Genomic DNA, 23,737 nt, shown 5'->3' on the forward strand with positions numbered 1-23,737 from the left:
CGCTTTGTCTGGAGGCGGGTGGAGGGTGAAAACCGGCCTGACCGGCCTGCCCACGGGGGACACCTTTGGCCGTACTAGCCGAGCGCGTCGTACTCTTTGTCGGACACAGGCTCCAACCATTCGTTGGACTTGCCTTCCGCGGGCACTTCCACGGCCACATGGGCAAACCAGGAATCCTTGGCTGCCCCGTGCCAGTGCTTGGTTTCCGGCGGAATGTTGACCACATCCCCGGGGTGCAGCTCTTGCGCAGGTTTACCGGCCTCCTGGTACCAGCCGCGTCCGCCCGTCACCAGAAGGATCTGTCCCCCCTTGTGGTGGATATGCCAGAAGTTCCGGCATCCCGGCTCGAAAGTAACGTTGCCGATGACCACACCTTCCGTGGAAAGCATTTCCAAATAGCTGGTGCCGGTGAAATACTTAGCATAGGCCTCGTTGAGGGCCCCTGTCGGGAAAATGCCTTCTCCCTTGAATGTATCGCTCATTGCCAGTGCTCCTTGCCTGTTTTCAGTTTAAATATGTATGCGATTGCGCTGTGCCGTTATGCCTGTTCGATCCTGACGGAAATGCTTCCATCGAGGGTGTCCATGACCGAAAGAGGACAGTCCAAGGCCCCCATGGTTACCATGCCGTCGAATTGCTGGGAAATCTCCTCGTCCTTGTAGAGAATCGCGAAGTAGCTTCCGCTCACGGCAAAGGCGATGTCGCCGTTTTTCCACCCACTGCGCAGGTCTGCCGTATCATAGGGCAACGGCTCGCTCATGACGCCGCAGTAGTCGTGCTCATACCGTTGCAGATGCACGGTGTACGGCAGCCTGGCAATGAGTGCTTTTGACGACGCGCTGTCGTTGAGAACCGCGGGAATGACAGTATCCCCGACAATCAACTGTATTTTGATTCCGTTCTGAATCATGCGAATCCCCTTTTGATCGTTACCGAACGTTTTCCTTTTCCGCTTCGGCAACCGTCTTGATGAATTTTGCGGGCACCCCGCCGACAATGGTGTCCGGAGCAACGTCTTTCGTCACCACAGCACCGGCGGCGACAATGGCGTTATCTCCAACCGTCACTCCCGGAAGTATCGTTGCGTTCGAACCAATCCAGACGTTTTTCCCGACAACGATGGGCGCAGGGTAGATACGGTGGCGCGTTTCCTGGGAGTAACCATGGTTCAGGGTCGCGAACACCACTTTGTGCCCGATGAATGCACCATCCTTGATGGTGATCCCACCCTGATCCTGAAAATTGCAACAGGAGTTGATGAAGACATTTTTCCCGATGCTGATGTTCTTTCCGAAATCAGTGTAAATCGGCGGGAACAGGGTGAACGTCTCATCCACCTGCTTGCCAATAAGCTCAGACACCAACGACCGGACCTCCTCCCGCGTGTGATACGAACCGTTCAGCTCGGCTGTTATCCGCATGGCTTCATTGCTGAAATGCACCAACACACCATGGATGTCCGACCCCGCCTGCATGGAATGGCCGTCATTAAAATGGTCCAATAGGCGCTTGAGATCCATTGCACTCTCTTATTGTCTTCGGATTTTTGAATGAGGAGACGGGCCCTCTGGATAAAATCGGGCCCGTCCGTTTCATGAACAGATCTTCGAGATCTTCCTGCTCGGATTACCTCAGTGCCTTGGTGAAGAAGTCTTCCAGCTTGTCAAAGGGAATCATGTCCACGCGATCATACAAGTCGATGTGCCTTGCGCCGGGAACGATCACGAGTTCCTTGGGCTCTGCGGCCAATTCGTAGGCATCTTCGGTGAAGTAGCGGGAGTGGGCCTTCTCGCCCATGATGAACAGGATCGGGCGGGGAGAGATCGTCTCGACGTAATTCATCAGCGGGAAGTTCATGAATGCCATGTTGCTGGTCGCCGTGAACGGGCCGTGGGAACGCGGATGATGGCCGCGGGGCATGGCATAGTATTCCCAGAATTCGCTGCTGATGGGGTCCATGCCTTCGGGAATGGAATCGGTCGCCACAGCCGGGAATCCTTCGGGCAGCATGGGAGTGCCGTTTTCGAAGTCCTTCCAGCGTTGCTCGCTGAGTTCGTCGAGCATCTTGTTGCGCTCTTCGGCGGTCATGGAGTCTTCCCATCCGTTGCGAATCACGCGGCTCATGTCGTACATGCTCGCGGTGGCAACGGCCTTGATGCGATGGTCGGCCTGCGCCGCCTTGAGGGCAAACGCGCTGCTGCCGCAGATCCCGATGGCGCCTATCCTGTTACGGTCAACAAAGGGACGGGTTCCCAAGAAGTCGACGCCCGCACTGAAATCCTCGGAAAAGATTTCGGGGGAAGAAATGTGCCTCGGTTCGCCGCCGCTTTCGCCGTTGAATGACTCGTCGAAGGCGATGGCTACGAATCCGCGTTCCGCCATGGTCTGGGCATAGATGCCTGCGCCCTGTTCCTTGACGCCGCCGTAGGGCGTGCCGATGACGAGGGCCGGGTACTTCTTGGACTTGTCCAGAGTCTTCGGCATGTACATGTCGGCAGACAGGGTGATTCCATATCTGTTGGGATATGAGACTTTTTCGTGAAGTACCTTGTCGCTCAGCCTGAATGTTTTATCCCAGGTCATATCGTCCTCCGCATGGGCCAGGTTAGCTGCCAGCACCAGGATCAGGATCGGCAGCACGGTTTTCATCATTTTGGTCACAAAGGCATTGGTTTTCATTGTGGCCTCCTTCATTAAGACGTTTTTCGTCACGTTTTTCCCCGCTTACAGTGCGGACCGGAACACTTCGACCATGTCCTCGATGCTCATGGGGGGAATGCCCGGCAGGTTGCCGTTGCCGTCGTTGACGATCTTCACGGTGTCCTGGGCGTAGGTCTCGAACAACGCATCATCAATGCCCAGTTCGGAGAACCTGGTCGGACAGCCGATGGAACGCAGAAATGCCTCGAAACGATCAATGCCTTCCAGGGCGCAGTCGAGATCGTCGGCGGACTTGGCCGAAAGACCGAAAACGCGCTCGGCGAACTGAACGAACTTGGCGGTGTTGGTTTTGGCCGCAAAGCGCATCCACGCCGGGTTGATCACGGACAGGCCAGCCGCATGGGTGATGTCGTGATAGGCGGAGACGGTGTGTTCCATCATATGTACGGGATAGGCGGCGTTGGTGCCCACCTGGCACCATCCGATGAGAGCGACCGAGGCGGCCCACTGAATCTGGGCGCGCGCTTCGACGTCATCGCCGTCGGCAATGGCCTTCGGCCCCCATTCCATGGCGGTCAGGATGACGCCCTCGGCCAATCGATCCTGGATGGGAGTGTTGTCGATGCCGTTGAGGTAGGATTCCGTCACGTGGGTGATGAGATCGCAAACGCCATAGGCCGTCTGATCCTTGGGCACGCTCACGGTCAGTTCGGGGTCGACCACCGCGACCTTGGGGTAGAGCAGCGGAATCTGGATGAAGGACTTGACCGTGGTCTCCTCATTGGTGATGACCGCGCCGCAGTTGGTCTCGGAGCCGGTGGCCGCCAATGTGGGCACCGTGATGACGGGCAGGGCCTCGGTCGGTACGTACACCTTTTCCTGGCCGTGCAGGATCATGTCCCAGGGATCGCCATCGTAGAGGGCTGCTGCGGAAATGACCTTGGAAGCGTCCATGACACTGCCGCCGCCCAGGGCGACGATCATGTCACATCCTTCTTTCCTGGCTGTTTGGGCGCCACGGGCTACGGAAGTGATACGCGGATTGGGCTCGATGCCGGAGCATTCCGCAAAGGAGATGCCCGCCGCCTTCAGGCTCTCGACGGCCCGGTCAAAGACGCCGCTGCGTTTGACGCTGCCGCCGCCGGTGACGATCAGGGCCTTTTTGCCGTATTCGCCTGCCACCTCTCCAAGCCGGGACAGATTCCCGGCGCCAAATATGATCCGAGTCGGATTTTGAAATTCGAAGTTCATTGTGATCTCCTTGTTGTTTTCATTTGCCTGTGAAAACTATGTAAGGAGTTCCCAACTCGTCTTGAACACCCATTCCTCTTTAAATCTTGCCCATTCCTCTATGATGAATAGTTTTATATTGAATTGGAGGAAAGAATGGTGTCCATAATGGCCGTGAACATATGGAGGGACAGACAATGTCTAACATGATCAATTTATTAAAAGACCTTGCCACGGTTGATGGCGCCGCCGTTGAGTCGCGACTCAAGGGAGTGCGTTTTTTCAAAGACACCAAGCATGTCCGGCGCAGGCCGATGTTGTACAATCCTGGCATCTGCATCGTCGCTTCAGGCCATAAGGTGGCCTATCTGGGAGAGCAGGTTTTCAGATACGATGTGGACAATTACCTGGTCACCTCGGTCGCCATGCCGTTCGAATGCGAATCCTTCCCCAGCCCGGAGGCCCCCCTGCTCGGCATGTTCATCGACATCGACCTGGGACAATTGAACGACCTGATCAGCCAGATGGGCCTTCAGACCGAAGTCGCCAATCTGGATGACAATATTTCCCGCTCGGCATCGGCCCGTCCGCCATGGATGAAGACATGAAAGACACAGCGGTCAAGCTGCTCAAGGCGCTTCGGACGGAAAGGGAAGCAAGGATTCTCGCGCCGGGGCTGGTTCGGGAAATCTACTACCGCGCACTGTGCGGCTGTCAGGCGCAAGTCCTCTATTCGCTGGTGAAAGGAAGCAGCGCATTCTCCCAGGTGGCACGCGTCATAAATATTCTGGAAGACAATTATTCCGAAAAATTCGACGTGCAGCAGATGGCGGATTCCGCCAACATGAGCGTCTCGGCGTTTCACAAGGCCTTCAAGGAGATCACGGCCGATTCCCCCCTGCAATACCTCAAGAAGATTCGCCTCGGGCGTGCGCGGGATCTCATTGTGCAGCAAAACATGAAAGCCTACCTGGCGGCCAATGAGGTCGGATACGAAAGCCCGTCGCAATTCAGCCGTGAATTCAAACGCCATTTCGGCCAGAGCCCTGCGGAAGTCATGCGGGAGATGCGCTTGGCGTAAACGAACAATGGCCGCCGCCGGCCCCGGATGAAGAAAGAGCTTCGCCCTCATAAAGGAATAACGACATGAAGCAGAAAAGCTATAAACGTATTGCCGTGGAAGAGTCCTGGATGCCGACCGAACTCTTCGACGACTTCAGAGCCCTGGCGCAAACGGGAGAGACCCGAATAACATCCCCGGGCCTTGCCTCCTTGTGGGGTGAGGTCATGCAAACTCCAGGCGCTCAGCTATTCCGGGAGATCATAACCGATATAAACACAAGCCGACTGGAAAACATGGACGCTGCGGGCATAGATATGCAGATTCTTTCCATCACTGCACCCGGTGTCCAAATATACGAGAAAGAAAAAGCGGTCTCCATGGCCAGATTCTGCAATGACGTACTGGCCGATGGCGTCAAAAAGCACCCCGGCCGCCTTGCCGCGCTTGCAGCAGTGGCCCCGCAAGATCCGAACGAAGCGGCAAAGGAACTCGACCGCTGTATCGGCAAGCTGGGGATGAAAGGAGTCATCATCAACTCCCACACGTTTGGCGAGTATCTTGACGATCCGAAATTTTGGCCCATATTCGAAGCGGCCCAATCGCTCGGCGTTCCGCTCTATCTGCACCCGAGCACTCCGGCAGCCTCAATGATCAGTCCCTACATAGACCTTCCTCTGGAAGGTGCGATCTGGGGTTTTGCCGCCGATTGCGGCCTCCACGCCCTGCGGCTGATCACCGCCGGGGTTTTCGACCAGTTCCCCGACTTGAAAATCGTCCTGGGGCATCTCGGCGAAGGAATCCCGTGGTTCCTCAACCGCATTGATCACCAATATGGACATTTCGTTCTCAGGATCTCCCAAAGTCCACGGGCAAAAAAACTTAAGAAATCGCCCAGAGAGTACTTCTTGAACAACTTCTACATCACTACCAGCGGAATGAACTGGGAAGAGGAAATCATGTACTGCCGCAGGCTGGTGGGGGCGGACAGGGTCCTGTTTGCAGCGGACTACCCCTTTGAGTCCATGAAGGAGGATGTGGGCAAAGTCGACAGGCTTCCCTTGCCGGAAGATGAAATGAGGATCCTTTATCAGACCAACGCGGAAAAGGTTTTCGGCCTTTAGGATAGCTGCGTCTCGACCTCGGAACCGATCGATACGTCGGCTACGAGGATACGTGGGCCAGAATGTGATCCACGAACAGGCGAACCCTTTGCGGGAGCTGGCTGGAGCCCATGACCAGATTCACGTCGTGGGCGAACCCTCCGCTCCAGTCCGGGAGCAGACGCACCAGACGCCCGGCCTTCTCATCCGGTTCCGCCAGCCCTTCGCGGAGCAGGGCCACGCCATGCCCGGCCAGGACGAAATCACGGCACATTTCCACGGAACTGAAGCTGTACTTGGGCTGCACCTCGACAGTGACCTGCCGGTTGCCGTTGTGCATGGGCCAGCGTCTCCCGAAACGCTGGAGAACGATGCATGGCAATCGGTGCAGGTCGTCGGGTTCCTCGGGCAGGGAATGACGTTCAAGCAGCTTGGGTGAAGCGTAGAGATATGGCTCGATGGTCAGCAACTTTCTGGCAACCAGTGACGGGGCGATGGACGAGCCGATGAGGAAGGCCACGTCATAAGGGTCCGTGCGCATGTCCACAGGGTGTTCCACGAAGGTGAGATCCATCTGGATGTCCGGCCACTGTGCGGCGAAATCTATCAGCACGTCCCTGAGCAGTTTGTCGTACAGGTCCCGAAACATGCAGATCCGGATCAACCCTGAGGGTTTCTGCATGTTCATGACCACGGAATCGTAGGCCTTCTGCACCTCCTCAAGAATGAATCCGCACCGCTCCAGCAGATATGCGCCGGTATCAGTTGGCTCGACATTGCGGGTGTCCCGATAGAAAAGGAGTACCCCCATCCGCGCTTCCAGCAGCTTGATGCGCCTGGACAGAGTCGAAACGCCTAACCCCAGTATTTCCGCCGCCCTGGTAAAACTTTTCTGTCTCGCCACTTCCACCAGCAGCGGAAGATCATTGAGAAATTCCTGCAGCATTATGCTCATCCTCGGAAAAGAGTTTTCCGCCAAGTCCATTTATTTAATTTGCGGGCATGGTATGAAAAGGCATAATGAAAGGCAACACGCCAGGCCACAACACGTGCCGGGCGAGCAACCAAAGGAGACAGTCATGGCAATGCAATCCATACTCGACGGAACCGCCACCTTCATGGAACATCTCGGGTTGAGCGAAGAACCCCTTGGGGTCCACTACACCGACACCAAGCCGGAAAACGCCTATGGTCCGAAGACGGGGACGCCCATCTCGCGCGAGCTGGAGGACCGGGGTGAGTTGGACATGCAGGAGGTCATGAAGACGTTCTCCTGCGTCATGGGCAATGTCTGGCTGGCCAGGAAAAAACACGGTGCGGCCTTTATCTCCACGGAAGAATACGGATGCGTGGGAGGCGCGTACTACTGTTCGATGATGAAGCCCCACCTTCGGTTTATCGAACATTACGTGTCCACGGGCTTTGAGGGTACGCCCATGCACGGCGAGCGGTATATGCCCAACCCTGACGCCATGCGCGAGTTCATGCTCAAGGTGAATCCCCGCAAGGCCCCGGCCAAATACTGTGTTTTCAAGCCGCTGTCCCAGTTCACAGGCGGTGAAGAGCCGGAATTCGTCATTTTCTTTGCCCGCCCCGAAGTGTTGACCGGCCTTTTCATCCAGGCGGTATTCACCACGGGGGACATGGAATGTGTGGCCACGCCCTTTGGAGCGGGGTGCACCAACATGCTGGGGTGGCCTCTCTACTATAAGGAAAAGGGAGTGGAAAAAGCCGTCATTGGCGGAATGGACCCCTCAGCCAGGAAATTCATGAAGACCGATGAGCTGACCTTCACGGTTCCCTTGAGCCTGTACGAAAAGATGCTGTCCGCCCTGCCCGAGTCCATGTTCAATCACGACACCGACTGGAAGAGCGTGCGCAAGAAGGTGGAACGCAGCGCCAAGGCCTGGGGGGAAGACAAATAGCGTTCCCGCCCACAGGCTTGTTGGTTTTGCGGTCTGATGGCTGGAATATGCATCCATTTTTCTCCAATCGCTCAAACTACGTCAGTTAACAACTTTATTGTTCGAAAAAGCTGCCTTCGATTTCCAGAAGTCTACTTAGTTAACAACTATATTGTTACGGACATATTTGAGGGGATCGAAAAACAAGGATTAATGGGGTCTTGAGTTAACAACTTCATTGTCATCCCACACCGTTTGTGGGTGAGTAATAAAGTTGTTAACTTGACAATATAGTCGTTAACTGAACAATAAAGTTGTTAACAAAAATCGCTTCTGGTTGGTTCGGAATAACGAACCAACCAGGAGCCTTTTTTTATGGCCAAAAAATACAACTCTCCGACAGAGGTCACATTCCAGCAGTGGATTAAGGAAGGGCGCGGCTCAGGTAAAGGTCGCGATTGCAAGCCATGGTTGACCGTAAGGGATGTAGCCTCCCAGGGGCGCTCGCACCGAGTGTTCGGTTTCAAGTCCCAAAGAACCCATCATCTCTTTTTCGACCTTGAAAGGCCACGTGCGATCGAAAAACCGGAATTGGAGCGCAGGTATTGGCAACAAAAAGACGTTCCATGATTTCTGATCACAGAAAAAGAAATTCCGATAACCGTTTTTCAAAACATCAACTGGCTCAACCCTGCCCAGCAATAGCAAGTGCAAACGGCGTAGAACCGAAATTGTCCGCCTTAAATTCGCCGCCCAGTGGTCCAACAAATTGGGCCCCCTTCTAGATTAATGGGGGCTTGAGTTAACAACTTCATTGTCATCCCACAGTCTTGTCAATAGATTAAATTGAAATAATCCCCGGCGGGCATTCCTACCGGGGATTTTTCATTTCATCGAAAGATCCCTACATCAGCTAGCATGCAGGGAAGCCAGCACGACCCACGCAAAAATTGTATTGTGTCCCCAAACAAAAAAACGACAAAGAGAATCTTGCACCAAGCCATTGGACAACACCTTATCCCTTGGGTAAAAAGCCCTACCGATTCGATACGCAACATCCGATTAACAGCAGCACAAAAAATATGACCGAAAAGCCATCCGTACTCCTCCTCAGCCCTTCAGGCTGGCAGAAAGAAAGTATTAACCTGGGATTGGCGTATCTGGCATCATCGCTCCAAAAGGCCGACTTCCAGTGCCGCATCCTCGACGTGAACCGCTACCCGATGAGCGACGAGGATTTAGTCGATTATATACGAAAACTGAATCCAATTCTCATAGGGATCTCGATCAAGACCGCCACTGCGCGCGAAGGCGCCCGGCTTGGGGCTCTTCTTCACAAGGTCTGCCCCGAGGCACACATCTCCTGCGGCGGCCCACACATGACCCTATGTGCAGAGCAATTCCTGAAAGAATCTCCTGCTATTGATTCAGGAATTATGAGCGAAGGCGAACACGCCATCGTGCAGCTAGCCGAAGCTGTCCGCGACAAGGAAAGCATAAGTGAAATTCCAAACATTGCCTGGAGAGATGGTGAAAAGGTTGTGGTCAACAGCTGGAAACCGCCCCAGGATCTCAACATACTGCCATTCCCGGACCTTGACGCCATCGAAGATTTTTCCTGGGAGAATTTCCGGTATCCCATAGTCACCAGCCGGGGGTGTCCCTTTGACTGCATTTACTGCTGCGTCAACAAGCTCACCGGATCGCGCAAATGGCGATTCAGAAGTCCGGAAAACGTTGTGCAGGAACTCGAAACCATCGTCAGGGAAAAGGGCATCACCCATTTCGAGATCTGGGATGACAACTTCACCCTGGATCTAAAACGGGCAAAGAAGATCTGCCGCCTGATGATCGAAAAGAAGCTCAATCTCTCCTGGTATTGCCACAACGGAATACGAGCGGACAGGATCGACCTCGAACTGGCAAAGCTGATGAAGCAGGCCGGGTGCACCAGCGTCGCCTTCGGCATCGAGAGCGGCAACCCGAAAACCTTTGACTCCATCAAGAAGGGAGAGCCGCTTTCCGCCGTTGTTGAGGCCGTCAGGTTGGTCAAAAAAGTCGGCATCAATGCTGTGGGCTACTTCATCATCGGACTTCCGGGTGACAATCTCGAACGTTTCGTTGAAACCGTCCGCTTCCAGCGCAAGCTCAAGCTGCACCATTACGTTTTCGGCATGCTCATCCCATACCCGCACACTGAAGTGTGGGATATGGTGGAACAGAACGGAACCATGTTCTGCGAGATCACCGAGACCCAGCATTTCAGCGACGACATCGTCCCCATATCCTTTGAACTGCCAGGTTTTCCGAAAGAGGATATGGTACGGGCCTTCTACATCGCCAAATACTTTGACCTGCTGGGAACGGTGGATGGAATCCGCAAACGGCAGGCCGCTCGGGCTGTTTACATGGCGACTCCCGACATCGTGCCCTCTCTGGCCGGAATGATCATTGCCTCAGGAACGGACATAGAGCACATCGTTGTGGGAACGGACGAAGCAACCGTTCGGGCGGAACCTTCCTTTGTGCAGGTGCCGGAAAATTCCAGAATCACTTTCCTCCCATCCCTCGACAAAGACCTCATCACCGGCGAATCCGTCATTGTCTGCCGCAGCCTGGATATTCCCAGAGAAATCTTGTTCGGCAACAGCGGGCTGGTCCTTATCGACCCGACCCGCCATCTGCACAATGTCATCAGGGTGCGCAAACCCATGCTTTCGCTCCCGTTGGTCCCGGCTCTGTTTCTTTCCGGCCTGGGTGTCCTGCAGCAGTTCCAGAGGAACCCGCAGCACCCGTTCGCTCACCGGGAAGAAATAGAGAAGTGCGGCCAGGGGCAGGGCCAGGCACACGGTCAGGGCGAATCCCGCGAAAACACGGGCCAGACTGACGCCGGAGTGCAGCCACAACTCCCCCGAGGCCAGGGCGTCCAGGCCCGCGTCCAGGACCTCGCCCGGCGGCGGCGTGAGGTAGGGATTCAGAAGCCCCCAATGGCCCAGCAGCCACCAGATAAGGAGCGTGGCCCCTGGCAGGAAGGCCACCAGGGTGGCGTTTCCGAGCCGGCATGCCCCGGAGCCCGGCTCGCCCGAATCCTGGGGTTGCCCGTGGTCCCAGCCCCGGGCATCGGCAACTCCCGTCCACTCGCCCTGAAAGGGCAAGTCGCGGTCGTTTTCAAAACCCTGGCACAATTGTTTTGAATCGGGACCCATAGGGAATACGCCACCTTCTGACGTTAAGTATGCTTTCAGTGTGTATTTTTCTTAATTATGTGACACAGAAAAGTGCGTACTCCCGCCCGGTGTTACTGTCAAGGGGACCTGGGATAAAACGAGGGCCACGGGATCATTGCAATGGAGGGAAGCCGCGGCCCGGGCGCAATTCCCGGGTCCAGCACAAGAGGCGTGCAAGCGGGCGTGACTTGCCGTATCATGCCGCCACCGAATGAGAAACAAATCAACAACGCAAGGAGCCACGCATATGCCCCGATGTCACGAAGTCGACTACACCATCCACGGCGACGACCTGCAGCTCGTGGAGGTCATCCTGGACCCGGGCGAAACCGTCATCGCTGAGGCCGGTGCCATGGTCTACATGGAGGACGGGATCAACTTCGAAACCCGGTTCGGCGACGGCAGCGCGGACCAGGGCATGCTGGGCAAGCTCTTCAGCGCTGGCAAGCGCATGCTCACGGGCGAGTCCCTGTTCATCACCCACTTCACCAACGAAAGCGATGTGGTGCGCAAGGTGGCCTTTGCCGCGCCCACGCCCGGCAAGATCGTGCCTGTGGACATGTCCACCCTGCCCGGCAACACCATCCAGTGCCAGCGCGACGCATTCCTGTGCGCTGCCAAGGGCACGCGCCTGGAAATATCCCTGACCAAGAAACTGGGCGCGGGCTTTTTCGGCGGCGAGGGCTTCATCCTGCAGAAGCTGCACGGCGACGGCATAGCCTTCTTCTCCGCAGGTGGAACCGTGGTGCCCAAGGAACTCAAGGGCGAAAGCCTGCGCGTGGACACGGGCTGCCTGGTGGCCTTTACCGAGGGCATCGACTACTCCATCCAGGCCGCGGGCGGCCTCAGATCCATGCTCTTCGGCGGCGAGGGAATCTTCCTGGCCACCCTGCGCGGCACCGGCACGGTATGGGTGCAGTCCATGCCCTTCGCCAAGCTGGCCGAGCAGATCATCTCCCACCTGCCCAAGCCGGAATAGAAATTCCCCAAAATTCCAGACAAAACGCCCCGGCAGGGTTTCCTGCCGGGGCGTTCTCCTCTCTGCGGCAGACCCGCTCGCCTTCCCTTTATCATTCATCCCCGCATAAAAAATTGGTAAACCTATGCCAAATGACAAAAAACACCGGAGCGGGCACGGATGCTGAACTTCAAAAAACGCATATCGGTTCTGGCCGTCATCATGGCGGTCCTCGTCGGCGTCGCCACCTTCACAAGCACACTCCTCCTTTACGAAACATCCCTGGACCAGCAACGCGTGCGTCTCCGGGACATCGTGCACAGCCAGGCCCTGCTCATCCAGGCAATACACCGCAGAAACGTGGACATCAGCAGGCGCTACAGCCAGGACCCGCCCCTTCTGGAAACCCTGCGCCAGGTCGCCAGGGCCCACGGCCAGTTCAGGATGGGCGATAAAAGCGGGGAATTCACCATTGCCCAAAGGGAAGACAACGACATACGCTTTCTGCTGATCAATGGAAGAAACGGCTGGGAATTCGACGAGTCACACACCACGCCCGTAAACATTGGATTGGCCGAGCCTTCCGTGAAGGCGCTGGACCTGGAGTCGGGAAGCATGATCGGAGAGGACTACAGGGGCGCGACCGTGCTTGCGGCCTATGAACCGCTGACGCTCTCCAACACGCGCCTCGGCATCGTGGCAAAAATCGACATCGCTGAAATCAGGAAGCCGTATATCCGCTCCAGCCTCATGGCCCTCGGCACGGGGCTCTGTTTCATTACCCTCGGCATTGTGATCTTCTTCCGCACCAGCGAACCGCTCATCGAAAATCTGAAGCACAGCGAGGAAAAATACAAACACCTGGTGGAAGGGGCCAAAAGCCTGATCATTCGGGTCGGCAAAGACATGAAAATCGTTTTTGCCAATGACTATACCTGCAAATACCTCGGCTGTTCGCAGGATGAGATAGTCAACGCATCCATCAACGACCTCCTGTTCAGGCATTCGGATACGGGCAGACACTTTGACAGCCTGGAAAAACTGATCACCCCGGCCCTGGACAACGCCGGAATATACGAAACCCCGTTTACCCACCCGGACGGCCACAAGGTGAGGATTGCCTGGACCATCAACGGCATCAGCAATGAAGGAGGTTTCCTCGAGGAGCTGCTCCTCATCGGCAACGACATAACCCTCAGGTATCTTGCGCAGAAGGCGCAACAGGAAGTCGAGGAACGGTTCCGGGGTATCACCAAGGCTTCGCCGGTGGGTGTGATCATTACGGATATGCAGGGCAACCTCGTTTATGCCAACGAAACCATACACGAGCTCACCGGGCAGGAAGCCGCGGAACTGGCCGGAGACGGATGGTTCGAAATCATCCATGCGGACTACAGACCGGACATCATCGAATCCTGGTTCGCCGAAGACCGGAATGCGCCCATTCTCCGCAACGAATTCAGAATCCAGATGCCGGGCGAAGCGGAAGGCTGGGTCCTGGGCCAAAGCGTTCCCATGCACAATGCGGCCGGAAGCCTCGTCGGCTATGTGGTCACCCTCACCGACATCACGCGCATCAAGACCACCGAACTGCAGTATCAGAAGCTGTATGCGGCCACGACCCAGATGACCGAGGGCGTCATCATCACAACGACCTCCGGGGAAATCCAGTACGTCAATCCGGCCTTTGAGACCATCACCGGCTATTCCCAGGACGACGCGCTGGGGAAAAAACCGAACATCCTCAAAAGCGGGGAGCATGACACGACTTTCTACCAGCAGCTCTGGCGGACCATCAGTGCGGGAAGCACGTGGCGCGGCACCATCATCAACAAAAGAAAGGATGGGAAAATCTATCACCAGGAGACCTCCATCGGTCCGGTGCGCAACGACTCCGGCGAAATAGTCAACTATGTTGGTATCATCCGGGACATCAGCGGCCAACTCGCCATGGAAACGCAGCTCCGCCACAACCAGAAGCTGGAGTCCATCGGCGAGCTTGCCGCCGGCATTGCGCATGAGATCAACACCCCCACGCAGTATGTCGGCAACAACACCCATTTCATATACTCATCCTTCAAAACCCTCATGGGCATGACCGACAACTGCCGCCGGCTTGTGGAGGCCATCCGGGAAGGCGGGGACAACGAAACCATCCGGCAACTTGCCGAAAAGGCCATCGACGAAAAGGAACTGGAGTTCCTTGCCGAGGATATCCCCGCGGCCGTGCAGGAATCCCTGACCGGCATTGATCGCATTTCCAAGATCGTGCAATCCATCAAGCAGCTCGCGCATCCGGGCGAGATGGAAATGGCCTACCACGACCTCAACGCGGTGATCCGCAACGCGGTCATCGTCTCCACCAACGAATGGAAATACGCGGCCAACCTGGAAAGCGAACTCGACGAGGAGCTTCCGGAGATCAAATGCATGGAAAGCGAACTGGGCCAGGTCATGCTCAACCTGATCGTCAATGCGGCCCATGCCATCGAGGCCCGCTACGGGGAATCCCCCCAGGAAAAAGGCACCATCGCCATACGATCCTTCCAGGAAGGCGACCGGGCCGTCGTCCAGGTGCGGGACAACGGGACCGGCATGCCGCAAAAGGTGATCGACCGGGCCTTCGACCCATTCTTCACCACCAAGCAGGTCGGCAAGGGAACGGGCCAGGGGTTGGCCATCGCCCACAACGTGGTCGTGGGCAGGCATTGCGGCAGTATTGAAATAGAATCCGAGGAAGGAGTGGGCACCACGTTCACGGTCAGGCTCCCCTTCGAACCTGCCTGCAAAATGGAATAAACGGCTCAGCGGCTGACCAGCACGGTAATGGGCTCCTGGATCCCCACCTTTTCCGCGAACATGTGCACACGGTCGATCTTGTTCTTGTCCAGCTCCAGGCTCTTGCGAAGCAGCATGCCCCCCTTGAGGGAAAGCACGTCCTCGTGAAGGATCATGCCGGGTTCCAGCTGGTCCCTGGCGACCTTGCGCACCTCGTAATGCGCTTCGAGCCCGAGCAGCCCCTCCAGGTAGTAGAGCAGTTCCGGATCATACTGCTCCACGTGCTCCTCCAGCTTGGCATAGGCCTCGCGGGTGCTCTTCTCCCGCTGGATGTACATGTCGTAATCCAGCGCCAGGCGCAGCATCCTGCCCCCCAGGGGAATCTCCTCCTCCTTGATGTTGTTGCGCGGCGTTCCCGAACCGTCAAAGCCCTTGAGCTGGTAAGCGACCATCTCGGTGACGGCCTCCAGGCGGGGCAGCTTCGAGAGCAGGCTCTGGGCAATGGCCGGATGCATTTCGAACATCTGCATCTCCTCGGGCGTCATCTCCTGCCGGGTCATCGCCTTTTCCATCAGTTCCGGCGCAACATGACACAGCCGATCTGGGAAAGCATGGTGGCCACCTCGTAGCGCCACATGCCCTTGACCTTCTTCTTCTCGGCCAGGTAGCGGACGTACCGCTTCACCCGGTTGATGCGGGCATATGCCTCGGGGTTGACCAGCGAGGTGATTTCCCCAAGCAGTTCGATACTGCCCTTGAGGGTCTGCTCCAGAAGAACCCGCCTCGCCGTGACAAGCTCGTACTGCTCCACGCCCTGCCGGATATTCTCCACAAGCAGATCCTGGTCGCACGGCTTGGTCAGGAAACGAAAGACATGGCCGTCGTTCACCGCGCCCATGGCGTTGTCCAGGTCCGCATAGCCCGTAAGCATGATCCGGCTGGAATCCGGCGAACTGGCCTTCACCTTTTTCAGGAATTCAATGCCGTTCATCCCGGGCATGCGGTAGTCCGAGACCACTGCCGCATAGGGCCCCTTCTCCTTAAGCAGCTCAAGTGCCCGGACCGGATCCTCCTCGGTATCCGCCTCGACAACACCGCGCATCTGCCGCCGCAGGGAGGAAAGGATCATGGCATCATCATCCACAAACAGGACCCGCGCAGCCATGGCTAGGCAACCTCTTTCTTCAGCAGATTCATCTTGAAGCCCGGCATGTTTGTCATGGTCTCCCAATGGTCCTGGATGTAACCGAGCCAGCGCTCCATGTAGCCGTCCTCATACATGCTCTCCATGAGACTCTCCTGGAATTCTATTCTGACGTACTCGGGGTGGAGGATCACGCAATTGTGGTCGATGACGTCCGCGACAGAAACGATGAACGGAACGCTCAAGGCCCGCTCGCGGACCTTGTGGTGGTGGCCGATGCCCAGGATCACCTCTCCGGGCAGTCCCCAGAGCCCCATGAGATAGGCCCCGAGCTGGGCATGGGTGGTGTCGAAGACCGCCTCTTCCGCCACATGCACGGTCACGCCCTGCTCGCGGACCATCCTGAGGACCCTGGAATATTCGTCCGGAAAACCGCTGACCAGAATGAGCTTGCCGACATCGTGAAGGATCCCGGCCATGCGGCAATTGAGCGCCGTTTCCCTGTCCAGCCCCTCGCACTCGGCAATGAAGCAGGCCATGCTGGAAACCCGGAAACTGTGCTCCCAAAGCCTGGAAAGAGAGAATTGGGGCAGCATCCGCTGTTCGAATTCGTCGAAAAGCTGCTCGCTCAGGATCAATGTCTTGATGGTGTTGATGCCCAGCAAATTGATTGCCTGAAAAATGGACTTGATCTTCTGAGGCAGCCCGAAATAAGGGGAATTGACCAGGTTGAGCAGCTTGGCCATGAGCCCCACATCCTGCGACACGAGCTCGGCGACGGTCTTCATGCAGGGGTCCTCGGCGGCCAGCTCCAGCTCGATGGCGTGGAACACCTCCGGAATCACCGGCAGGGTCTGCAGCCGGGTCACCAAACGCTGCATGGCGGGGTCGGTAATCACCTCCCGAGAGCCGAGCGCCCCCTCGATCTTCTCCACCAGGGCCTCCGAGGAACACGGCTTGGTTATGTACTGGTGGACCGCCCGGGTGCTCTTGATCACATCCGTCAACTGCACCTGGCCGGACAAGGCGATGCGCACGGTGTTGGGGAACTCGACACGGATGATCTCCAGCAGCTCGATGCCGTCCATGACGGGCATGCGGATGTCGCTGACAACTACATCCATGACGGCGGTCTTGAATTCCTCCAAAGCCTTGAACCCGTTTTCCGCGAAATACATGTCCCACTCGTCGCGCTTGTGATGAAGCATGCGGCGGATGCCTGCGAGGACATTGGGCTCGTCATCGACAAAAAGAACCTGGACCTTGGACATTGCTGTTTCCCCACAAGAATGATGCAGACAAAAGTTATAGAATCAACGTACCACCAATGCGGTTTGCCGGAAAGCCGGGGGCGTTATTTTTCTTGCAGGGTAAACCAGCCATACTCCGAGTGAGGGCTGGACGCCAAAAGGCAGGACCCCGCACACCAGAAGATGCGCGGGGCCCTGCCTTGTACATGAACGCCATCAGGCTACATGTAGACTTTCTTGAAGTTGGGAAATTTCTTGCGGCATTTGCGCAGCACGCCCGAAGCAACGTCGAGTTGCCGCTCCAGCTCGCGGACCAGATCCTCCCGGGAGGTTTCCCGCAGCCGGGATTCCACGACCTGGCCGTCCTCGGTGGTGGCCTGGAAGGTATAGACCAACCGGCGCTTGGATTCCTCCACCCCGTCCCACTTTTCGCAGCTGACCTTGATTTCCGTTTTGGCCAGATCCTGATGGTTGCGCCACGAGCTCCTGTTCAGAGCCCGGATCTCCTCGCGGGAAAGATGCAGGTCCTTGGGCTGTACCGGCCCGGTGAAGGAATAGACGGGGCTCAGCTCCACGGGCTTTTCCGCGGGCTTGAAAAAGCCCATGTCCTCCAAAAAGCCGAAACCGAGCCCCCCGCCAACGGCGATGATGCAGAAGGATATCCCCCATACGATGCTCATGGTGATTCCGGCTTTGCGGCTCATGCTTTCTCCTTTTCGTGAACCGGGCATCCCGCCCGGCGCAACAATCCGGCACGCCATTTAGCCGTGGATATAGATCATGTAAAGGATTATTTCCCCCTTCCCATGGAGAAAATAGATCATCCGGCTTCCCTTCCCCCGGCAGCGTTCAGATATACAGGGTCCTGAAGGTCATATGCCTGTCCCTGCATCTTCGGCATTCGTCCGCCGCCGTACCCATCTTCCGTTCCAGCTCACGCACCAAATGCCTGCGCGGGACTTCGCACGGCCAGGTCTTGATCACCAAGCCGTCCGTGGTCCCGAATTCAAAGGAATACTCCAGCATGTCGTCCGGGGCCATGTCGCCGTCCCAGGAATCGCTTCCCACCTGTACATCCATGGTGGCCAGGGTATCGCGCGCATTCCAGACGCAATTGTTCAGGGCAACGATCTCCGAACGGGTGAAATCGAGTTGGTCCGGCTTGAGCGGCCCGATAAAGGAAAGTTTCGGATTGAGTTCGATACCGGAATCGGAAGAGCCGGGCGCCATGCCCATGTCCACGAAGTACCCCGCCCCCAGGCCGCCTGCCACGGCAAGGGCGCAAAACACCAAGCCCCAGACGAGGCCGATCCAGACACCGGCTTTGCGACCCATGGACGCCTCCCGCAGCACTGGCCGAAAGCGGTCCGCAGGGAACGCTTCCGGGATGACTCCCCTGAAGCCAGTATAGAATGGATCACGCCACGACCTATTATATTCGAAAAAGGTGTTTCCCGGTCAGATCCAGAGGAAGGTGAAGCTCACCCCCATGTCGTGGTAGCGGTGGTATTCGATCCCGGCCAGCTCGGTGTAACGGGCCATCCTGTCCACCACATGACGCCGCCGCGTCTCCTGGGGACGGCTCTGGATGATTTCGCCGGTGCGGGTGGAAAACTCCATGGTCATGAGCAGGGTATCGTCGGGCCGGATGTGCTCACGGGACGTGAATATCTCCATGTGCACGCCGATGCTTTCGATGGCGCCCCCGGCGCGCCGGGCGCTCCTGTTGAGCTGGATGATTTCGTCCTCGGAAAAGGCAAGATGCCTTTCCCGGACCGGACCGGTGAAGGCGAACCGGGAATCCAGTTCGGCGGGTTCGGGGGCGGAGGTGAACAGCCCCTTGTCCGTGAAATACCCCACGCCGGCGCCGCCGGCCAGGGCCAGAACGCAAAAGGCCACACTCCAGACCACAACGGCCCAGACGGTCGCCTTTCGGTTCGATGTATTGTGCCTCGTCCTTTTTGGGGTCATGGATTCTCTCCTCAATCCATTGACGAAGCCCGTCCCTTCTCACACGTACTGTCCCTTAACTTGGTAGATAACCAAACAATCCCCCTTGGCGCAAGCGAAAGAGCAAAACACTGACACAAGTCGCGCCCCCCGGGCCGGGGTTGCGGATTCGCCTGCGTGGCTATAAGCTGGGCAACGGCGCACAGCCTGGAAAGAAACAAAACCGCCCTCGGGCCCCGGGAACCGATCGTGACACAGACCGACAGCGAGCAGCTCAAACAGGAACAGATGAAAAAGAACCTTCTCTCCCGCCTCAAGCGCGTGGAGGGCCAGGTCCGCGGCATCCAGCGCATGATCGAAGAGGGCAAGGAGTGCAGGGACATCCTGACCCAGGTTCGCGCCGTGCGCTCGGCCATGCAGTCCGCCAGCACCCAGATCCTCAAGCACTACCTGCTCGAATGCCACGCCGAAACGGCATCCGGAAAGGAACAGGACCGCGACAAGCTGGAGGACGTCATCAAGCTTCTCACCGACTACATGGACGGATAGTCACGGCTTGTTTCTCCGGCCATCCCAAGCGCATCCATTTTCCAACACCTCTGAATTTCACGTAAAAGCAATACGTCCACATCTTGCGTCACTATAATTGAAAATAATTTTCATTCTCATCTTGACGCACGGAGAAAAGACATTATTCTCTAAGCAAGTTCTTTGACGAATTCCAGCAGCCCCGGTCCTTATTTCAGACCAGGCAACGGGGCTGATTCGAGAACCTCCAACCGGGAGGGACATTATGCCCAACATGGATTACCCCGGACCGTGCCTGTCCTGCATCGATTCCTGCGAGGAAGTGTGGGATAATCAGGATTATCGGACGAACACCGAATCCGAGGAAGAGGAACAATAAGAAAACCGCCTCGCTCCGGAGGCGAAAGAAAGCAACAGAAGGCCCCGCCGTGCAGGCGGGGCCTTTTTCATTGTCCAATGTGGAATCCGGTTTCGGGAATCATGGGGCGGCGGTGGATGAAAACACCCAATCCATGTACCGCTCCTGCTCCTTCTGCCAGTCGAGCTTGGCAAGCCCCTTGTTGAACAGGTCGCGGATGCGCTTTCCGTACCGGGTCTTGCGGAAGCAGAGATACAGGCCCTTGGTGTCCAGCAGCCTGGGGTTGAGCTGCACCAAGCCGCCCTGGCCCCAGAGGTCCCTCTCGGACTTGATGAGATACCGCAGCACCAGCGGGTCCATGACCGCGGTATCGATCCTGCCGCCCAGCAGCTTCTTGAGATTGGTCTTGTCGTCCACCACCGGGTCGACCCGGACCTGCCCCCGCAGCACCATGTCGTCGAACCGCTTTTCGTTCACATAGCCGCTGACCACGCCGACCGTGTATTTCCTGATGTCGTCCAGGGTCTCCCAGCGGATGGGGTCGCTCTTCAGTTCGATGAACCCGAGCGGGCTCTCGCCCATGCGTTCGGAAAAATAGAAATCCGTTTCAACCCGCTCCGCGAAATACTCCGGGAAATACCCGGCGAACTTGGGATCGGTGCGGGCGGTCATGACAGCCCGCTTCCAGGGCAGGAACACCACACGAAGCTCATAGCCCACCGCCTCGAACGCCTTGCGGGCGATCATGACGCAGGCCCCCTGCCCGGGAAGGTCGCTTCCCGAGTAGGGCGGCCATTCCAGGGTGGTCATGTACACCACGCGCCCGCCGCCCTGATCCTGCGCCCGCGCATCGGCGGGGAAGGCAATCAGCAGCGCCAGGAAAAGACAGAGGAAGAAACGTGTCGCCATGTTTTGCGTCCTGTTGATGGGGCTCTACCTCTTTGTACCAAAAAGCCGGAAAAGAGCACAAGACCACTCGAAAGTTATAATCTTTGGAGAACGTGTACTATTTTTCCGAGACCGCTTGCATTTTCCCCGGCGTCGAGCTAAGCAGATTCCAAGACTTAAGGACAAGACCCATGAAAAACGAACGTACCCACTCCATCTTCCTGCAGACCCTACGCGCCGTCGTAGTATCCGTAGTAGTACGTTCCTGCTTCCGGGCTGTGCCTTAGGGTCTTTTCACCATATGAAATGTCACCCCCCGCAGGCGCAGCCCGCGGGGGGTTTTCTTTTTGAAACTTTCGAGGAGCAGACCATGAACATCCCAACCACCGCCGCAAACGTAGTCGTAGTACTAGTCGTAGCGCTGCCGAGAATTCGGCCCGCGCCGTGAGCGGTATGCAACCAGCAAGGAGCATCCCCCGCACGGCGCAGGCCAGGCGGGGTTTCTTTTTTCCAGACCCGAAGGAAACAACACGAGGAGACGTAGGAATGAAAAAAACAGGAGCGCAGATCATCGTCGAACTGCTGGAGCGGCAGGGCATACGAACCGTTGCGGGTATTCCGGGAGGGGCCACCCTGCCCCTGTACGACGCCCTGGCCGAATCGAACATCCGCCACGTGCTCACCCGCCATGAGCAGGGGGCCGGATTCATGGCCCAGGGCATGGCCCGGGTCACGGGCAAGGCAGCGGTCTGTTTCGGGACCTCGGGTCCCGGGGCCACCAACCTGCTCACGGCCATTGCCGACGCGCGGCTGGACTCCATCCCCATGGTGGCCATCACCGGCCAGGTGCCCTCTTCCATGATCGGCACGGACGCCTTCCAGGAAGTGGACACCTACGGCCTGACCCTGCCCATCACCAAGCACAACTTCCTGGTGCGCAGTACCGAGGAACTCCTGAAGGTCATCCCCCTGGCCTTCGAGATTGCGGAATCCGGCAGGCCCGGGCCGGTGGTGGTGGATATCCCCAAGGACGTGCAGACGCGTGAGATCGAGTTCGAGGCCTGGCCCGAACCGGGACGCCCCGCAGCGCCCATCGCGCCCGACGCCGGGACAATGGCGCGCATGGCCCAGATGATCCGCGAGGCCAAACGGCCGGTCCTGTATATCGGCGGCGGCATCACGGCCTCGGGCTGCTGCGCGGAGCTGCGCGAACTGGCCCGCAAAAACGCCATCCCCGTGGCCTGCACGCTCATGGGCCTGGGCACCATGGCCACGGACGACCCGCTGAACCTGGGCATGCTGGGCATGCACGGATCGCGCGGCACCAACTACGCCCTGGAGGAAACCGACCTGCTCATCGCCATGGGCGTGCGTTTCGACGACAGGGCCACGGGCAAGCTGGAGGAATTCTGTCCCCAGGCCGCCATCATCCATGTGGACATCGACAAGTCCGAGATCGACAAGCTGCGGCCCTCCAACCTGGCCGTGGCCGCGGACGCGGCCCTGGTCATGCGACAGCTCCTGGCCCTGGTGGAGGGAAACGAGCGGACGGACTGGATGAAACGCATCGCCCACCTGCGCGCCCTGCACCCCGAAGACGGCAGGACGCCGGAAGACATCCGGCACCCGCTGGGCCTCATCCGGGCCGTGGCCGAAACCCTGGACCCGGACACGGTCGTCGCCACGGACGTGGGCCAGCACCAGATGTGGGTGGCCCAGTCCTATCCCTTCCGAGCCCCGCGCACCCTGCTCACCTCGGGCGGCCTGGGGACCATGGGCTTCGGCATGCCCGCGGCCATCGGCGCGGCCCTGGCCCAGCCCGGCAAGCGCGTGGTCTGCTTCAGCGGCGACGGCTCCATTCTCATGAACATCCAGGAGCTGGCCACCCTGGCCGACCTGGGGCTGCCCGTCACGGTCATCATCCTCAACAACGGCCATCTGGGTCTGGTGCGCCAGCAGCAGGAGCTCTTCTACGGCAACCGCATCACGGCCTCCAAATTCGCCACCACGCCGGATTTCGCGGCCCTGGCCCGGGCCTTTGGCCTGCGCGGCATGAACCTGGCCCATGCGGACGATCCGCAGACGGCCCTGGCCGACGCCCTGACCGGCGAAGGGCCCTGCATCGTGGACATGCCCATCGACTATGCGGAAAACGTCTACCCCATGGTTCCTCCGGGAGCCGCCAACCGCGACATGATCGGAGGTGAAGCCAATGCCTAAACCCGTCATTGAACTGCTCGTCAACAACCACCCCGGCGTCATGTCCCACATCACCGGCCTGTTTTCGCGCCGGGCCTTCAACCTGGAGGGCATCCTGTGCGGGGCCATCGACGGCGGCGACAAGAGCCGCATGTTCCTCATGGTCGACGAGGACAAGCGCCTGGCCCAGCTGATCAAGGAACTGGAGCGGCTGCACGACACCCTGGCCGTGAACCTGCGCCACGACATCGACCACCACATTTTCGACCCGCTCCGGGCCGGAGCCTAGTCCCTCCTCATGCCCCGGACTTTCTCTTGGGAAAGTCCGGGGCAAACCTTCATAAATAAAACAAAAGGTGCTATTAGCTTCACAAAATAAGTAAATACCAGCCAAAAACACTACATACATTAGGGAGAGCTTGCCAGAACAGGGTATTCCGTTCTATGGAGCCTGTTGCCGTCTTGAGAGAGGACTGCTGAAAAACAAAGAGGGGACCTG

24 protein-coding genes are annotated in these 23,737 nt (G+C 57.7%); 11 read left to right on the forward strand and 13 right to left on the reverse strand.

What is annotated here, in order from left to right:
- Window positions 1-74: 74 nt before the first annotated feature.
- From FGL65_RS16810 to FGL65_RS16830, 5 genes are all read right to left on the reverse strand, one after another.
- A complete protein-coding gene (locus FGL65_RS16810; RefSeq protein WP_147822403.1) occupies window positions 75-482 on the reverse strand; it encodes a cupin domain-containing protein in 408 nt (135 codons plus the stop codon).
- A 56-nt stretch (window positions 483-538) separates the two neighbouring features.
- The gene (locus tag FGL65_RS16815) at window positions 539-910 is read right to left on the reverse strand and encodes a cyclophilin-like fold protein (RefSeq protein WP_147822404.1); all 372 of its coding nucleotides are present in this window, start codon (window positions 908-910) and stop codon (window positions 539-541) included.
- Between the two features lie 19 nt (window positions 911-929).
- Window positions 930-1,520 (reverse strand): acyltransferase, encoded by a 591-nt coding sequence (locus FGL65_RS18660; protein ID WP_147822405.1) that lies wholly within the window; start codon window positions 1,518-1,520, stop codon window positions 930-932.
- A gap of 106 nt (window positions 1,521-1,626) precedes the next feature.
- Window positions 1,627-2,679, reverse strand: a complete 1,053-nt coding sequence (locus FGL65_RS16825; protein WP_222705774.1) for an alpha/beta hydrolase — start codon at window positions 2,677-2,679, stop codon at window positions 1,627-1,629.
- Between the two features lie 45 nt (window positions 2,680-2,724).
- Window positions 2,725-3,912, reverse strand: coding sequence for an iron-containing alcohol dehydrogenase (locus FGL65_RS16830; protein ID WP_147822406.1), 1,188 nt, complete (start codon window positions 3,910-3,912; stop codon window positions 2,725-2,727).
- A 176-nt stretch (window positions 3,913-4,088) separates the two neighbouring features.
- On the opposite strand from FGL65_RS16830, the gene FGL65_RS18585 reads away from it, so the two are divergent.
- The 3 genes from FGL65_RS18585 to FGL65_RS16840 all read left to right on the forward strand — a co-directional run bounded on the left by FGL65_RS18585 (window position 4,089) and on the right by FGL65_RS16840 (window position 6,075).
- Window positions 4,089-4,499 (forward strand): AraC family transcriptional regulator, encoded by a 411-nt coding sequence (locus FGL65_RS18585; protein ID WP_250645524.1) that lies wholly within the window; start codon window positions 4,089-4,091, stop codon window positions 4,497-4,499.
- Complete coding sequence (locus FGL65_RS18590; RefSeq protein WP_250645525.1) at window positions 4,484-4,972, forward strand: helix-turn-helix domain-containing protein; 489 nt, start codon at window positions 4,484-4,486, stop codon at window positions 4,970-4,972. Before FGL65_RS18585 ends, FGL65_RS18590 begins: the two co-directional genes overlap by 16 nt.
- Window positions 4,973-5,037: 65 nt before the next feature.
- The gene (locus FGL65_RS16840) at window positions 5,038-6,075 is read left to right on the forward strand and encodes an amidohydrolase family protein (RefSeq protein WP_147822407.1); all 1,038 of its coding nucleotides are present in this window, start codon (window positions 5,038-5,040) and stop codon (window positions 6,073-6,075) included.
- Window positions 6,076-6,115: 40 nt separating this feature from the next.
- Here the strand turns inward: FGL65_RS16840 and FGL65_RS16845 are convergent, their stop codons facing one another.
- Complete coding sequence (locus tag FGL65_RS16845; protein ID WP_147822408.1) at window positions 6,116-7,000, reverse strand: LysR family transcriptional regulator; 885 nt, start codon at window positions 6,998-7,000, stop codon at window positions 6,116-6,118.
- A gap of 133 nt (window positions 7,001-7,133) precedes the next feature.
- On the opposite strand from FGL65_RS16845, the gene FGL65_RS16850 reads away from it, so the two are divergent.
- The 5 genes from FGL65_RS16850 (at window position 7,134) to FGL65_RS16870 (ending at window position 14,942) form a co-directional block, all read left to right on the forward strand.
- Entirely contained in the window at window positions 7,134-7,979 is an 846-nt protein-coding gene (locus FGL65_RS16850) for a DUF169 domain-containing protein (protein ID WP_147822409.1), read from the forward strand.
- A 354-nt stretch (window positions 7,980-8,333) separates the two neighbouring features.
- On the forward strand, window positions 8,334-8,588 hold the full coding sequence (locus FGL65_RS16855) for a hypothetical protein (protein WP_222705775.1): 255 nt from the start codon (window positions 8,334-8,336) through the stop codon (window positions 8,586-8,588).
- Window positions 8,589-9,040: 452 nt separating this feature from the next.
- Window positions 9,041-11,152, forward strand: coding sequence for a B12-binding domain-containing radical SAM protein (locus FGL65_RS16860; protein WP_147822410.1), 2,112 nt, complete (start codon window positions 9,041-9,043; stop codon window positions 11,150-11,152).
- Window positions 11,153-11,432: 280 nt separating this feature from the next.
- Entirely contained in the window at window positions 11,433-12,164 is a 732-nt protein-coding gene (locus FGL65_RS16865) for a TIGR00266 family protein (protein ID WP_147822411.1), read from the forward strand.
- A 159-nt stretch (window positions 12,165-12,323) separates the two neighbouring features.
- Window positions 12,324-14,942, forward strand: a complete 2,619-nt coding sequence (locus tag FGL65_RS16870; RefSeq protein WP_147822412.1) for a PAS domain S-box protein — start codon at window positions 12,324-12,326, stop codon at window positions 14,940-14,942.
- 5 nt (window positions 14,943-14,947) lie between these two features.
- Here FGL65_RS16870 and FGL65_RS18595 read toward each other — a convergent pair whose 3' ends face one another.
- The 6 genes from FGL65_RS18595 to FGL65_RS16895 all read right to left on the reverse strand — a co-directional run bounded on the left by FGL65_RS18595 (window position 14,948) and on the right by FGL65_RS16895 (window position 19,286).
- The gene (locus tag FGL65_RS18595) at window positions 14,948-15,493 is read right to left on the reverse strand and encodes an HD domain-containing phosphohydrolase (protein WP_250645526.1); all 546 of its coding nucleotides are present in this window, start codon (window positions 15,491-15,493) and stop codon (window positions 14,948-14,950) included.
- Window positions 15,493-16,086 (reverse strand): response regulator, encoded by a 594-nt coding sequence (locus FGL65_RS18600; protein ID WP_250645527.1) that lies wholly within the window; start codon window positions 16,084-16,086, stop codon window positions 15,493-15,495. Before FGL65_RS18600 ends, FGL65_RS18595 begins: the two co-directional genes overlap by 1 nt.
- 2 nt (window positions 16,087-16,088) lie before the next feature.
- Window positions 16,089-17,336 (reverse strand): response regulator, encoded by a 1,248-nt coding sequence (locus FGL65_RS16880; RefSeq protein WP_147822413.1) that lies wholly within the window; start codon window positions 17,334-17,336, stop codon window positions 16,089-16,091.
- Between the two features lie 200 nt (window positions 17,337-17,536).
- A complete protein-coding gene (locus FGL65_RS16885; protein ID WP_147822414.1) occupies window positions 17,537-18,019 on the reverse strand; it encodes a hypothetical protein in 483 nt (160 codons plus the stop codon).
- A gap of 145 nt (window positions 18,020-18,164) precedes the next feature.
- Window positions 18,165-18,650 (reverse strand): hypothetical protein, encoded by a 486-nt coding sequence (locus tag FGL65_RS16890; RefSeq protein WP_147822415.1) that lies wholly within the window; start codon window positions 18,648-18,650, stop codon window positions 18,165-18,167.
- A 123-nt stretch (window positions 18,651-18,773) separates the two neighbouring features.
- Window positions 18,774-19,286, reverse strand: coding sequence for a hypothetical protein (locus FGL65_RS16895; RefSeq protein ID WP_147822416.1), 513 nt, complete (start codon window positions 19,284-19,286; stop codon window positions 18,774-18,776).
- 228 nt (window positions 19,287-19,514) lie between these two features.
- Between FGL65_RS16895 and FGL65_RS16900 the strand changes: the two genes are divergently transcribed.
- Window positions 19,515-19,814, forward strand: a complete 300-nt coding sequence (locus FGL65_RS16900; RefSeq protein WP_250645528.1) for a metal-sensitive transcriptional regulator — start codon at window positions 19,515-19,517, stop codon at window positions 19,812-19,814.
- A 457-nt stretch (window positions 19,815-20,271) separates the two neighbouring features.
- Here the strand turns inward: FGL65_RS16900 and FGL65_RS16905 are convergent, their stop codons facing one another.
- Entirely contained in the window at window positions 20,272-21,060 is a 789-nt protein-coding gene (locus FGL65_RS16905) for a substrate-binding periplasmic protein (RefSeq protein WP_147822417.1), read from the reverse strand.
- A 525-nt stretch (window positions 21,061-21,585) separates the two neighbouring features.
- Between FGL65_RS16905 and ilvB the strand changes: the two genes are divergently transcribed.
- Window positions 21,586-23,259, forward strand: a complete 1,674-nt coding sequence (gene ilvB, locus FGL65_RS16910) for an acetolactate synthase large subunit (RefSeq protein ID WP_147822418.1) — start codon at window positions 21,586-21,588, stop codon at window positions 23,257-23,259.
- Window positions 23,252-23,527: an ACT domain-containing protein gene (locus FGL65_RS16915; RefSeq protein WP_147822419.1), complete on the forward strand. Its 276-nt coding sequence runs from the start codon at window positions 23,252-23,254 to the stop codon at window positions 23,525-23,527. Before ilvB ends, FGL65_RS16915 begins: the two co-directional genes overlap by 8 nt.
- Window positions 23,528-23,737: the final 210 nt, after the last annotated feature.

The organism is Salidesulfovibrio onnuriiensis, assembly GCF_008001235.1.
GTDB classification, from domain to species: domain Bacteria; phylum Desulfobacterota; class Desulfovibrionia; order Desulfovibrionales; family Desulfovibrionaceae; genus Pseudodesulfovibrio; species Pseudodesulfovibrio onnuriiensis.

Coding starts and splice junctions, on each gene's coding strand:
- FGL65_RS16845 (WP_147822408.1), bottom strand. CDS start 7,000: ATGCTGCAGGAATTTCTCAATGATCTTCCGCTGCTGGTGGAAGTGGCG.
- FGL65_RS16885 (WP_147822414.1), bottom strand. CDS start 18,019: ATGAGCCGCAAAGCCGGAATCACCATGAGCATCGTATGGGGGATATCC.
- FGL65_RS16880 (WP_147822413.1), bottom strand. CDS start 17,336: ATGTCCAAGGTCCAGGTTCTTTTTGTCGATGACGAGCCCAATGTCCTC.
- FGL65_RS16890 (WP_147822415.1), bottom strand. CDS start 18,650: ATGGGTCGCAAAGCCGGTGTCTGGATCGGCCTCGTCTGGGGCTTGGTG.
- FGL65_RS16825 (WP_222705774.1), bottom strand. CDS start 2,679: ATGAAAACCAATGCCTTTGTGACCAAAATGATGAAAACCGTGCTGCCG.
- FGL65_RS16840 (WP_147822407.1), top strand. CDS start 5,038: ATGAAGCAGAAAAGCTATAAACGTATTGCCGTGGAAGAGTCCTGGATG.
- FGL65_RS16895 (WP_147822416.1), bottom strand. CDS start 19,286: ATGACCCCAAAAAGGACGAGGCACAATACATCGAACCGAAAGGCGACC.
- FGL65_RS16870 (WP_147822412.1), top strand. CDS start 12,324: ATGCTGAACTTCAAAAAACGCATATCGGTTCTGGCCGTCATCATGGCG.
- FGL65_RS18595 (WP_250645526.1), bottom strand. CDS start 15,493: ATGGAAAAGGCGATGACCCGGCAGGAGATGACGCCCGAGGAGATGCAG.
- FGL65_RS16860 (WP_147822410.1), top strand. CDS start 9,041: ATGACCGAAAAGCCATCCGTACTCCTCCTCAGCCCTTCAGGCTGGCAG.
- FGL65_RS18660 (WP_147822405.1), bottom strand. CDS start 1,520: ATGGATCTCAAGCGCCTATTGGACCATTTTAATGACGGCCATTCCATG.
- FGL65_RS18590 (WP_250645525.1), top strand. CDS start 4,484: ATGGATGAAGACATGAAAGACACAGCGGTCAAGCTGCTCAAGGCGCTT.
- FGL65_RS16830 (WP_147822406.1), bottom strand. CDS start 3,912: ATGAACTTCGAATTTCAAAATCCGACTCGGATCATATTTGGCGCCGGG.
- FGL65_RS16810 (WP_147822403.1), bottom strand. CDS start 482: ATGAGCGATACATTCAAGGGAGAAGGCATTTTCCCGACAGGGGCCCTC.
- FGL65_RS18600 (WP_250645527.1), bottom strand. CDS start 16,086: ATGGCTGCGCGGGTCCTGTTTGTGGATGATGATGCCATGATCCTTTCC.
- FGL65_RS16850 (WP_147822409.1), top strand. CDS start 7,134: ATGGCAATGCAATCCATACTCGACGGAACCGCCACCTTCATGGAACAT.
- FGL65_RS16815 (WP_147822404.1), bottom strand. CDS start 910: ATGATTCAGAACGGAATCAAAATACAGTTGATTGTCGGGGATACTGTC.
- FGL65_RS18585 (WP_250645524.1), top strand. CDS start 4,089: ATGTCTAACATGATCAATTTATTAAAAGACCTTGCCACGGTTGATGGC.
- FGL65_RS16905 (WP_147822417.1), bottom strand. CDS start 21,060: ATGGCGACACGTTTCTTCCTCTGTCTTTTCCTGGCGCTGCTGATTGCC.
- ilvB (WP_147822418.1), top strand. CDS start 21,586: ATGAAAAAAACAGGAGCGCAGATCATCGTCGAACTGCTGGAGCGGCAG.
- FGL65_RS16855 (WP_222705775.1), top strand. CDS start 8,334: ATGGCCAAAAAATACAACTCTCCGACAGAGGTCACATTCCAGCAGTGG.
- FGL65_RS16915 (WP_147822419.1), top strand. CDS start 23,252: ATGCCTAAACCCGTCATTGAACTGCTCGTCAACAACCACCCCGGCGTC.
- FGL65_RS16865 (WP_147822411.1), top strand. CDS start 11,433: ATGCCCCGATGTCACGAAGTCGACTACACCATCCACGGCGACGACCTG.